Origin of the sequence: Actinosynnema sp. NPDC059797 (assembly GCF_042732085.1) — a bacterium.
GTDB lineage: Bacteria > Actinomycetota > Actinomycetes > Mycobacteriales > Pseudonocardiaceae > Actinosynnema.
In genome coordinates this window covers 1-12,576 of record NZ_JBHWIE010000219.1, presented here as the reverse complement: position 1 = coordinate 12,576, position 12,576 = coordinate 1, and the positions used below count along the sequence as shown (strand labels likewise).

The following is a 12,576-nucleotide window of genomic DNA, read 5'->3' as shown; positions in this document are numbered from 1 at the left end:
GGGCGGGGGGTGGGGGCTAGGCGGCGGGGGTGTGGGTGGTGGGCGCGTTGGCGTGGGGGCGTGGGCCGGGGGGCGCCGGCGCGACGCGTCGGGGCCTGGTGCGGGGGTCCGGTCCCGACCACGGCCCCGTTCACTGGGGGAGGGCAGAGGAGACGGGCCACCCCCTACCGGGTGGCCCGCTCCGGTGGTTCAAGGGACGAGGGCGGGCCGGCGTTCCGCCGCCGCGGGCTGGATGCCCCTTGCACGCCGGCACGCCCTCGTCGTTCTTGGAGACCAGCGGGTGTTCCGCCGTCTGGCCCAACCTCCCCCACCGGGGTTCGCCCTGTGTGGTTGGTCGGACACGCTTAGCGTAAGAATGCGGCTACAGGACGACTGGAGCCGGACTGAAGTGATCTCCTAGGCTTCGTCGTGGGCGAGGTACTTCGGCAGGGGATCGGTCGGTGGACAAGGGCGGCGGGGAGCACTTGCGGTTCGAGGTGCTCGGCCTGCTGAGGGCGGTGCGCGGCGGCGAGGAGGTCGACCTCGGCGCCGCCAAGCAGCGCGCCGTGCTGACGGTGCTGCTGCTGGCCCGCAACACCCCGGTGAGCCGGGACCAGATCATCGAGGCGGTGTGGGGCGACCACCCGCCCAGCAGCGCGGTCAACCTCGTGCAGACCTACGTGGCGGGCCTGCGCCGCGCCCTGGAGCCCAGCCGCGCCCGCCGCGCGCCGGCCGAGCTGCTGACCTCGGTCGGCGACGGCTACCTGCTGCGGGTCGAGCCGAGCGCGGTCGACCTGGACGACTTCGAGCGCCGGGTCGTGGCCGCGAACCGGCTGCGGGCGTCCGGCGACCTGGTCGCGGCGGCCACCGCGCTGGAGGAGGCGCTGGCCCTGTGGCGCGGCGAGCCGCTGGGCGGAGTCGCCGGCCTGTTCGCCGAGGTCGAGCGCGGCCGGTTGGTCGAGCGCCGGCTGGCCGTGCTGGAGGAGCGGGCCGAGCTGATGCTGCTCATCGGGCGCGGCGCGGAGCAGGTCCCGGCGCTGGCCTCGCTGGTCGCCGAGCACCCGCTGCGCGAACGCGGTCACGGCCTGCTGATGCGCGCGCTGTGCCAGGCCGGGCGGCAGGCCGAGGCGCTGGCCGCCTACCGCGAGGCCCGCCGGGTGCTGGTGGAGGAGCTGGGCGTGGAACCCGGCCCGGAGCTGCGCAAGCTGCACCAGGCCGTGCTGTCGGGCGACAACCCGGAGCCGCCGACCAGGCCGGTGGTGCTGCCCGCCGCGGGACCGGTGCAGCCGGTCCCGATCACGCCGGCGCAGCTGCCCCGCGCGTCGGTGTCCCTGATCGGGCGCGACGCGGAGCTGGCGCGGCTCGACGGCCTGCTGGCGGAGCACCCGGGCGGCGGGCTGGTGCTGGTGGTGACCGGTCCCGCGGGCGTCGGCAAGACGGCGCTGGCCCTGCACTGGGCGAACCGGGTGCGCGAGGAGTTCCCGGACGGCCAGCTCTACGTGGACCTGCACGGCTACGACCCGAACCGGGAGCCGCTGGGCGCGGGCGAGGTGCTGAACCGGTTCCTGCGCGCGCTGGGCGTGCCGTCGCCGGACATCCCGGTGACCGTGGAGGAGCGGTCGGCGCTGTTCCGGACGCTCATCGCGGACCGGCGCATGGTCGTGATGCTGGACAACGCCCGCGGCTCGACCGAGCTGCTGCCGCTGCTGCCCGGCCCGCCGTCGTGCGTGGTGGTCACGTCCCGCCGGCGGTTGGTCGGCCTGGTCGCGCACGCCGAGGCCCGGCTGGTCGAGCTGGACATGCTGGACCTGGACGCGTCGGTGGCCGTGGTGGGCCGGGTGGCCGGGCGGGACGGCGAGGAGACCGCCGCGCTGCGCCGGCTGGCGGTGCTGTGCGACGGGCTGCCGCTGGCGCTGCGGATCGCCGCGGCCCGGCTGGCGGTGTCGCCGGCGCTGAAGGTGTCGGAGCTGGTCGCCGAGCTGGACGACGAGCACGGCCGGCTCGCCGCGCTGGGCCTGGAGGACGAGGACTCGACGGTGCGGGCGGCGCTGGACGCCTCGCGGCGGGCCCTGTCGCCGCTGCCCGCGCGCCTGCTGGCGCTGCTGGGCCTGCACCCCGGGCCGGACGTGACGGCGTTCGTGGTCGCCGCGATGGCGCGCGTGCGGGTCTCGGAGGCCCAGCGCGCCCTGGACGCGCTGACCACCGCGAACCTGCTCTCGGCGAACGAGGCGGGCCGCTTCGTCGCGCACGACCTGGTGCGCGTCTACACCAGGACGCTGGCGGCCGAGCTGGGGCCGGAGGAGCGGCGCTCGGCCACCGGCCTGATGCTGGACTACTACCTGCACTGCGCGGACCTGGCGGACGGCCGGCTGCCGGTGGCGCGGGGCAACAGCGTGCGGGTGGCGCCCGAGAACCCGCCCGCCGAGGTGCCGAAGCTGGCCGGTTCGGCCGAGGCGTTCGCGTGGTTGGACGCCGAGCAGGTCAACGTCATCGCCGCCGCCGAGCTGGCCGCGGAGGGCGCGGACCGGGCGTGGCTGGTGCACGCGTGGCAGCTGCCCTACACGCTGTCGCGGTTCTTCTGGCTGAGGGCCGACCGGTCGACGTGGCTGCGCACCACCGAGACCGCGCTGAAGGCGGCCACGGAGCTGGGCGACCCCGAGGCGAAGTTCGTGATGCTGTTCAACTCCGGGATCGCGCTGGCGCAGTTCGGGCGGGTGGACGAGTCGCTGGCCCGGCACCGGGAGGCGCTGGAGGTGGCGCGCGCGTCGGGTGACGCGAACGCGCAGGCGCGGGCGCTGACCACGGTCGCGGACATGCTCCAGGGCCTGGGCCGGGTGGACGAGTCGGAGGCGTCCTACCGGGAGGCGCTGGAGGTCAGCCGGCTGGCGGGGTCGCGGTGGGCCGAGGCGAACGCGCACCACAACCTCGGCCTGCTGCACCTGGCGTCGCACCGGTACGACGAGGCCAGGACGTGGCTGGGCACGGCCGTGGGCATGTACCGCGAGGTCGGCGAGCAGTGCGGCGAGTCGACGTGCCACACCGACCTGGCGATGGTGCTGCTGGAGTCGGGGCAGGGCGCGGAGGCGCTGGCGTCGGCGCGCACCGCGCTGTCGGTGGCGTCGGCCGCGGCGAGCCCGTACCACCAGGCGGTGGCGCACGACCGGTTGGCGGTGGTGCTCGACCGGCAGGGGCAGCCGGGCGCGGTGGCGCACTGGCAGCGCGCGTTGGCGCTGTTCACGGAGCTGAACGCGACGGAGGCGGACCAGGTGCGGGCGCGGCTGGCGCGGTCGCGGGCGGCCACCGCGGTCTGAGCCGCGTGATCGGTCGAGTGGTCTGGACCTATTGACAGGAAGGTCTAGACCTATTTACGTTCACGACGCTGCGTCGAGGCCGCCGCCTGGTGCAGGAGGTGCCCGTCGTGTCCCGAAGAAAGTTGTTGCCGCTGTTGGCTTCCCTCGCCACGGTGGCCGGATTGGCCGTCGCGGTCCTGTCCCCGAACACGGCCGCCGCCGCTGGTGAGGAGTGCCGCCCCGACGGCCTCTACCAGACCCCCGGCGTCGCCGTGCCGTACTGCTCGGTCTACGACACCGAGGGCCGGGAGCAGATGGGCGCGGGCCACTCCCGCCGCGTCATCGGCTACTTCTCCAGTTGGCGGACCGGGCGCAACGGCACGCCCGCGTACCTGGCCTCCGACATCCCGTGGACCAAGGTCACCCACCTCAACTACGCGTTCGCGCACGTCAACGCGCAGAACCAGGTGTCCGTCGGCCCCGACGGCCCGGACAACCCCGCCACCGGCATGACGTGGCCGGGCGTCGAACTCGACCCCACCCTGCCCTACAAGGGCCACTTCAACCTGCTCAACAAGCACAAGAAGCAGCACCCGAACGTGAAGACGCTGATCTCCGTGGGCGGCTGGGCCGAGACGGGCGGCTTCCTCAACCCCGACGGCACGCGCAACGCCAGCGGCGGCTTCTACAAGCTCGGCGCGCAGCCCCAGGCCACCATCGACGCGTTCGCCGACTCGGCCGTGGCGTTCATCCGGCAGTACGGCTTCAACGGCGTCGACATCGACTACGAGTACGCCACCTCGAACAACCACGCGGGCAACCCGGACGACTTCTGGATCTCCAACGCCAACCGCGGCACGCTGTGGGCGGGCTACGAGAAGATCATGAAGGCGCTGCGCGAGAAGCTCGACCGCGCGTCGGCCCAGGACGGCAGGCACTACCTGCTCACCGCGGCCGTGCCCGCCTCGGGCTGGCTGCTGCGCGGGCAGGAGGCGTACCAGGTCACCCGGTACCTGGACTACCTCAACATCATGTCCTACGACCTGCACGGCTCGTGGAACCACTTCGTCGGCCCCAACGCGGCCCTGTACGACGACGGCAAGGACGGCGAGCTGGCCGCGGGCGGCGTCTACACCGCGCCGCAGTACGAGGGCATGGGCTACCTGAACACCGACTGGTCCTACCACTACTACCGCGGCGCGATGCAGGCCGGCCGGATCAACATCGGCGTCCCGTTCTACACGCGGGGCTGGCAGGGCGTCACCGGCGGCACGAACGGCCTGTGGGGCCGCGCCGCGCTGCCGGACCAGACGAAGTGCCCGCCCGGCACCGGCTCCAGCGTCGGCTCGACCACCCCGTGCGGCAACGGCGCGGTCGGCATCGACAACCTGTGGCACGACAGCACCGCGGGCGGCGCGGAGGTGCCCAGCGGCGTGAACCCCATGTGGCACGCCAAGAACCTGGAGAACGGCATCACGCCGGATTACCTCGCGCAGCACGGCCTGGACCCGGCCAAGGACCCGACCGACCGCCTCACCGGCACCTACCGCAGGTCCTACGACAGCACGCTCACCGCGCCGTGGCTGTGGAACGCCGACAAGAAGGTCTTCCTGTCCACTGAGGACGAGCAGTCCATCGCGGCCAAGGCGAAGTACGTGGCGGACAAGGGCATCGGCGGCATCATGATCTGGGAGCTGGCCGGCGACTACCGCTTCGACGCGGCCAAGGGCCAGTACACCGTCGGCGACACGCTGCTGACCAAGATCGACGAGGGGCTGCGCGGCGCCGCGCCGTACGGCAACCGCAAGGCCTCCGGGACCGCGCCGGCCGACGTGCTGAACGTGTCCGCCACCGTCTCCGGGTTCGCGCTCGGCGACAACAACTACCCGATCACGCCCAAGCTCAGGATCGCCAACAACTCGACCACCACCATCCCCGGCGGCACGAAGGTCGAGTTCGACTACGGCACCAGCGCGCCGGGCAGCATGTCCGACCAGTCCGGGTTCGGGCTGCGGGTCACCGCCAAGGGCCACTCCGGCCCCAACGTCGGCGGGCTGAAGGGCGACTTCCAGCACGTCGAGCTGACCCTGCCCGCGTGGCAGTCGCTGGCGCCGGGCGCCTCGGTCGAGGTCGCGCTGAGCTACCAGCTGCCGATCGCGTCGCCGTCGAACTTCAAGCTCACGTTCGGCGGCAAGTCCTACGCCATCGCCTCCGACCACCCGCGCGGCGGCACGGGCGGTCCCGACCCCACCTCGACCACCACGACCACGACCAGCCAGCAGCCGAGCTGCACCGCGCCCGCGTGGGACCGCGCCAAGGTCTACAACGGCGGCAACGAGGTCTCGCACGGCGGCAAGCGCTGGCAGGCCAAGTGGTGGACGCAGGGCGACGAGCCCGGCACCACGGGCGAGTGGGGTGTGTGGCGCGACCTGGGCGCCTGCTGACCCTCAGCACCTCCGAACACCCCTTACCCGCCGCCTGCCCACCCCTTACGGCGGCGGGTAAGGGAACCACCCCCTCGGACCACGTGAACGACCGATGTCCCCCCACCGGCCTCAGGACGAACCTCCTCGTCAACGGACAACGAGGAGGAAGTCGTGGAGTGGACGCCGGAAGCGCTGAAGGCGGAGATCGACTACCGGCAGGCGGCGCTGCGCGAGGAGGCCGCGCGCGCCCGTGCCCGCAGGGAGGTGGCCAAGCGCGCCCCGTGGTGGCGAACAGCGAGGTGACGGCGGCCGGGAATCAACCCCGTGCGGCCGTCTGAGGTGTGACAACATGCCTGGTGTGGCACGCCTCGGTTCCGGAATTCCGTTGGTGGCGCGCGGCCGGGAGCTGACCAGGCTGCGCGTCGCCCTCGACGAAGCGGCCCGCGGCGAGGCCGGTGCGGTGCTGGTCGCGGGCGACGCGGGGGTCGGCAAGACGCGGCTGGTCGACGAGCTGGCCGCGGCGGCGGGCGACGCGCTCGTGCTGACCGGCCGGTGCCTGGACGTGGGCGAGACCGGCCTGCCGTACCTGCCCTTCACCGAAGCGCTCGGGCAGCTGCGGGAGGCCGGCCTGCTCGACGTCGCCGCCCGGCCCGCGCTCGGGCTGCTGCTGCCCGAACTGGCCCTGCCGGCCGGTCACGACGGCAGCCGCGCCGTGTCCGGGCTGCCGTCCGTGCTGGTCGGCCGCCGCCCCGAGCAGGACGTGGGCCAGCTCCAGCTGTTCGACGCGGTGCACGGGCTGCTCGGCGAGCTGGCCGAGCGGCGGCCGGTGCTGCTGGTCCTGGAGGACCTGCACTGGGCCGACGCCTCGACCCGCTACCTGCTCCAGTTCCTGCTGTCCCGGCTGCGCGCCCAGCGGCTGCTGGTGGTCGCCACCTACCGCTCCGACGACCTGCACCGCAGCCACCCGCTGCGGCCCCTGCTCACCGAGCTGGTCCGGCTGCCCGCCGTGCGGCGGCTCGACCTGACCCCGCTGAGCGCGATCGACGCGCGGTCGCTGGTCACGGCCCTGTCCGACGGCCTGCCCGACGACGTGGTGCTGGAGGTGGCCGAGCGCTCGGACGGCAACCCGTTCTTCGCCGAGGAGCTGATCGCGGCCGTCGCGAGCGGTGACGGCCGGGTGCCCCGGACGCTCGCCGAGGTGCTGCTGACCCGCATCGAGCGGCTCGGCGCGGACGCGCAGCACGTGGTGCGGGTCGCGTCGGTCGGCGGCCGGTCGGTGCGGCACGACCTGCTGCGCGACGTGGCCGGCATGGACGACGTGGCGCTGGACGGCGCGTTGCGCGAGGCGGTGCAGCACCACGTGCTGCTGGTCGAGCGGGGCGAGGTCTACACGTTCCGGCACGCGCTGCTGCGCGAGGCCGTGCACGGCGACCTGCTGCCCGGCGAACGGGTGCGGCTGCACGCCGCGTACGCGGACCGGCTGGCGTCCGCGGGCGGGCGCGGCGTGGCGGCGGCGCTGGCCCACCACAGCCTGGAGTCGCACGACCTGCCGCGGGCGCTGCGCGCCTCGGTGGAGGCGGCGCGGGAGGCGCAGGCGGCCGGCGCGCCCGCCGAGGCGCTGCGGCACCTGGAGCAGGCGCTGAAGCTGTGGGCGGCGGTGCCCGCCGAGGCGCGGCCGGAGGACGTGACCGAGCTGGTGCTCGTGCGGCGGGCGTCCTGGGCGGCGGGCACGGCCGGGCAGCCGGAGCGGGCCCTCGCGTTCGCCCGCACCGGCACGCGGATCGCGGACCCGTCGGACCCGGAGGGCGCGGCGGAGGTGTGGCGGCGCTACGCGCAGGCGTGCGCGGTGCTGGAGGGGCACGACGACGAGGGCTACCGGGCGGTGGAGGAGGCGTGGCGGCTGGTCCGGGACCGGCCCGCGTCACCCGCCCGCGCGTGGGTGCTGGCCGTGTGGGCGGCCGAGCTGCGGCACGTCCGGCAGTACGCCGAGGCGCGGGAGCGGGCCGAGCTGGCCGTGGCGGACGGGCGCGCGTCGGGCGCGGAGTCGGCCGTGGCGGACGCGCTGACCACGCTGGGCCTGCTGGAGGAGCCCGCGGGCGAGATGTCGCGGGCGCGGGAGCACCTGACCTCCGCGGTGTCGTGCGCCATGGGCGCGGACGCGGCGGGCACCGAGCTGCGCGCCCGCTACTACCTGGGGTTGCACCACTACGACCTGGGCGAGCTGGCCGAGGCCGCGCGGGTGTCCGACGAGGGCGTGGCGCGGGCCAAGGAGAACGGGCTGACGTGGAGCTCCTTCGGCCTGGAGCTGCGCATCCTCCAGGTGCTGGCCAAGTACTACACCGGCGAGTGGGACGACGCGGCGGACGCGGCCGAGCCGCCCGGCCTGCGGGTCTCGAGCACGGTGTCCGCGCGGATCGCGGCGGCGGGCACGCACGTCACGGTCAGCCGGGGCGAGTTCGAGCAGGCGGAGCGGATGATCGGGCAGCTGCGCTCGGACTGGCACCGCGACCTCCAGATCGCGCTGATCACCGGCGGCACGGGTGCCGAGCTGGCGCTGTGGCGGGGTCAGCCGGAGGTGGCCGTGGAGCGCGTCGCGGACGCCATCGAGTGGTCGCGGCAGGAGGGCGAGTGGTTCCTGGCGGGCATCAGGCTGGCGGCGCTGGGCATCGCCGGGCACGCCGACCTGGCCGCGCGGGCGCGCCGGCGGCGGGAGCGGGAGGCCGAGGGCGCGGCGGTGGCGGCCGGCCGGGAGCTGCTGGCCTACGCGCGGGCGACGGCGGAGCTGGGGTCGCCGCGCACCGGTGAGCTGGGACCGGAGGGCCGGGCGTGGCTGGCGCGCGCGGCGGCCGAGGAGTCCCGCCTGACGGGCCCCGGCTCGCCCGACCTGTGGCGCCACGCGGTCGACGGCTTCGCCTACGGCTCGGTGTTCGAGCAGGCCGTGTGCCGGTGGCGGCTGGTCGAGGCGCTGCTGGGCGCGGACCGGCGGGACGAGGCGGTGGTCGAGCTGCGGGCGGCGGGCGAGGTGGCCGACCGCCTGGGCGCGGCCCCGCTGCGCTCGGCGCTGACGGTGGTGGCGCGCCGGGCCCGGATCTCCCTGCAGGACAACGTCCCGCGCGACCGCGTGGACCCCTTCACGCCGCGCGAGCGAGCCGTCCTGGAACTGGTGGCCCGCGGCCGCACCAACCGCCAGGTGGGCGAGGAGCTGTTCATCTCGGAGAAGACCGTGAGCGTCCACGTCAGCCGCATCATGGCCAAGCTGGGCGCCACCCGCCGAGCCGAAGCCGTGGCCAACGCCTTCGACCAGGGCCTCCTGACCCTCCCCGACTAACCCCGCGAGTCGTACGTCCAGGTCGACCGTGTCGTACGTTCCGAACCCCCGAGTTGCATGTTCGCGTCGGCCGCCGGGTGCGTGAATGTTGAACTCGGGGGTCCTGGAGGTACGACACGGTGGGTCTGGAGGTACGACTCGCGGGTCAGACTGGAGGGGGATGGTGGTCAGACTGGGGGGTGAAGCGGAGGTCGGGCGGCGGGGTGACGACTGGTGAGGCGCGGGGGACATAGCTTCGTTCCCAGTTCGATTGGTCTAGGGAATGAGGGAGCATGTCCGCACTGGTGTCCGACATCGGGACCGGCACCGCCGCCGCGGCCGCGAACCTGGTGAAGGTGTACGGCAAGGGCGACACGGCCGTCCGGGCGCTGGACGGGGTCAGCGTCGCCTTCCAGGCAGGTCGGTTCACCGCGATCATGGGGCCGTCCGGCTCCGGCAAGTCCACCCTGATGCACTGCCTGGCCGGGCTCGACAACGTCGACGACGGCACCGTGCACATCGGCGGCACGGAGATCACCTCGCTGGGCGACAAGGAGCTGACCAAGCTGCGCCGCGACCGCGTGGGCTTCGTCTTCCAGGCGTTCAACCTGCTGCCCACCCTCACCGCGGAGCAGAACGTCCTGCTCGGCCTCGAACTGGCGGGCCGCAAGCCCGACCGCGAGTGGTTCGACACGATCGTGGACGTCCTCGGCCTGCGCGACCGCCTCAAGCACAAGCCCAGCGAGCTGTCCGGCGGCCAGCAGCAGCGCGTGGCCTGCGCCCGCGCCCTGGTCGCCCGCCCCGACGTGGTGTTCGCCGACGAGCCGACCGGCAACCTGGACTCGCGCTCCGGCGCGGAGGTGCTCGACTTCCTGCGCATGTCCGTGCGCAAGCTCAACCAGACGGTGATCATGGTGACGCACGACCCGGTGGCCGCGTCCTACGCCGACCGCGTGGTCCTGCTCGCCGACGGCAGGCTCGCGGGCGAGATCCAGGAGCCCACCGCCGACTCCGTGCTGTCCGCCCTCAAGCACCTGGGGGCGTGACCTGATGCTGCGCACGATCATCGCGGGTCTGAGGGCCCGCACCGCGCGGCTCGTGCTGTCCTCGATCGCCATCGCGCTCGGCGTCGCGTTCGTCACCGGCACCCTCGTGCTCGGCGACGCGATGAACGCGAGCCTGCGCGACGAGTTCGCCCGCAGCGCCCGCAACGTCGACGCCGGGGTCACCCTCTCCGGCGACACCGACGCCAGGGGCATCACGCCGGAGCAGCTGGAGGCCATCCGCCGGACGCCGGGCGTGGCGGGCGCGGACCCGCGCAGCGCCGTGCCGGTGCCGCTGATCGCCAAGGACGGCAAGGCCAGGCAGGCCTACGCCGTGCCGCTGGCCACCACGCCGGAGCTGCGCGAGTACGACCTCAAGGAAGGCCGCTACCCGACCGCGGACGACGAGATCGCGGTCGACGAGCGCACCGCCGAGTCCTCCAAGCTCGCCCTCGGCCAACCCGTCGAGCTGCTGGGCGAGGACGACGCGCGGCGCTCGTTCACCCTGGTCGGCACCTACACGCAGGGCGGCTCCGAGGCCGTGCTGATGGGCGGTGACCACGTGGTGCTCCCGCCCGCCGCCTTCGCCGGCTTCAGCGGCGACCGGCTGCCGTACGAGGTGGTGGTCGTGGCCGCGCCCGGCGTCGCGCAGCAGCAGCTCGTGGACGACCTGCGCCGGTCCCTCGGCGAGGAGGGGCTCCGCTTCCAGACCGGCGAGGAGATGACGCAGGCGCAGCTGGCGCGGATCAGCTCGCAGGCCGGCGAGTTCACCACGGTGCTGCTGGCGTTCGCGCTGATCGCCCTGGTCGTCGCGTCCATGGTCATCTACAACACCTTCACCATCCTGATCGCCCAGCGCACCCGCGAGCTGGCCCTGATGCGCTGCGTCGGCGCGAGCCGCGGCCAGGTGTTCCGCGGGGTGCTGGCCGAGGCCGTGGTGATGGGCCTGGTGGCGTCGGTGATCGGCCTGCTCGGCGGGCTCGGCGTGTCGGCCCTGCTCCAGAAGGTGATCAACTCGTTCGACGGCGGCTCCGGCGAGGTGCTGCTGCCGGTGTCGGTGACGACGGTGGCCGCCGCGTTCGCGGTCGGCACGCTGGTGACCGTGCTGGCCGCGGTGCTGCCCGCCCGCAAGGCGACCCGGGTCGCGCCGGTGGCCGCGCTGCGCAGCCAGCTCGACAGCGGCGAGGAGGTCGCCCGCACGAGCGTGCTGCGCGTGCTGACCGCCGTGCTGCTCACGGCTTGCGGCGTCGGCGCGATCGCCTTCGGCCTGAGCCTGAACGGCGAGGAGTCCGCGGCCTACATCAGCGGCGCGGGCACGATGGCGCTGCTCGGCGCGGTCCTGGTGCTCGGCCCGCTGCTGGTCGGCCCGGTCAACCGGGTGCTGGGCGCGCTGCCGCGGGCGCTGTTCGGCGTGCCCGCGAAGCTGGCCTCGGCCAACGCCGGCCGCAACCCCAAGCGCACCGCCGCGACCACCGCCGCGCTGATGATCGGCGTGACCATCGTGTCCCTGGTGACCGTGGTCGCCAACAGCGCCCGGGAGACCGCGAACGCCCAGGTCGACGAGCGGATGCCCGCCGACTACACGGTGACCTCGTCGGTCTGGGACCGCCCGCTGCCCCAGGAGCTGGTCGACCAGCTCGCCGCCGTGCCGCAGGTGGCGCAGGTCGCGCCGACCACCACCGTCTACGGCGACCGGGCGTACTTCACCGGCATCAGCCGCGACGCGCTGGGCAGCCTGTTCCGGCCCGCCGTGATCAGCGGTTCGCTGGACGACCTGGTCGACGGCACGGTCGTGGTGCGCCAGGAGTACGCGGAGCAGGAGGGCCTGTCGGTCGGCTCGACGCTCGTGGTCAAGGGCCAGGACGGCGGCGAGGAGTCGCTGCGGGTGGTCGCCGTGGCCACCGGCAACCGCCTGGCCGACGGCGTGATGACCCTGGAGACCTCACGGCGGTTCGGGTCGGCCGCCGAGGGCTACGAGAGCGTCATGATCAAGCTCCGGGACGGCGCGACCGACGGCCGCGCGGCGATCGAGGCCGTCACCGACGCCTCGCCGCTGGCGGTCCTGGACAGCGCGGCCGAGACCAAGGAGCAGCTGAGCCAACAGCTCGACCAGGTGCTCGCGTTCATCTGGGCGCTGATCGGCCTGGCGGTGGTGATCGCCCTGTTCGGCATCGCCAACACGCTGACGCTGTCGGTGCTCGAGCGGACCCGCGAGTCGGCGCTGCTGCGGGCGCTCGGCCTGACCAAGGGGCAGCTCCGGCTGATGCTGGTCGTCGAGTCGGTCCTGATGGCCCTGATGGGCGCGGCGATCGGCCTGGGGCTGGGCGTCGGCTTCGGCTGGGTGATCAACCGGGCGATCTCCTCCGACGACGTCTCGATCGACCTGGTCGTCCCGTTCGGGCAGCTGGGCGTGATGCTCGCGGCCGCCGTGGTGGCGGCGGTGCTGGCCGCCGCGCTGCCCGCCCGGCGCGCCGCGCGGACCTCGGTGATCGCGGGGATCGCCGAGGCGTGAACCGCGGCGGCCCGCACCC

Annotated in this window: 6 protein-coding genes; all 6 read left to right on the top strand. The window is 74.1% G+C overall.

Annotated features, from left to right (window positions below):
- The first annotated feature begins 440 nt into the window (after positions 1-440).
- The 6 genes from ACFV4N_RS31415 (at position 441) to ACFV4N_RS31390 (ending at position 12,557) form a co-directional block, all read left to right on the top strand.
- The gene (locus ACFV4N_RS31415) at positions 441-3,290 is read left to right on the top strand and encodes an AfsR/SARP family transcriptional regulator (RefSeq protein WP_499676255.1); all 2,850 of its coding nucleotides are present in this window, start codon (positions 441-443) and stop codon (positions 3,288-3,290) included.
- A gap of 107 nt (positions 3,291-3,397) precedes the next feature.
- Positions 3,398-5,713, top strand: coding sequence for a chitinase C-terminal domain-containing protein (locus ACFV4N_RS31410; RefSeq protein WP_499676254.1), 2,316 nt, complete (start codon positions 3,398-3,400; stop codon positions 5,711-5,713).
- Between the two features lie 153 nt (positions 5,714-5,866).
- Positions 5,867-5,998, top strand: coding sequence for a hypothetical protein (locus ACFV4N_RS31405; protein WP_499676253.1), 132 nt, complete (start codon positions 5,867-5,869; stop codon positions 5,996-5,998).
- A gap of 46 nt (positions 5,999-6,044) precedes the next feature.
- Positions 6,045-9,023: a helix-turn-helix transcriptional regulator gene (locus ACFV4N_RS31400; RefSeq protein WP_499676252.1), complete on the top strand. Its 2,979-nt coding sequence runs from the start codon at positions 6,045-6,047 to the stop codon at positions 9,021-9,023.
- A gap of 272 nt (positions 9,024-9,295) precedes the next feature.
- On the top strand, positions 9,296-10,048 hold the full coding sequence (locus ACFV4N_RS31395; protein WP_499676251.1) for an ABC transporter ATP-binding protein: 753 nt from the start codon (positions 9,296-9,298) through the stop codon (positions 10,046-10,048).
- Between the two features lie 4 nt (positions 10,049-10,052).
- Positions 10,053-12,557 (top strand): ABC transporter permease, encoded by a 2,505-nt coding sequence (locus ACFV4N_RS31390; RefSeq protein ID WP_499676250.1) that lies wholly within the window; start codon positions 10,053-10,055, stop codon positions 12,555-12,557.
- Positions 12,558-12,576: the final 19 nt, after the last annotated feature.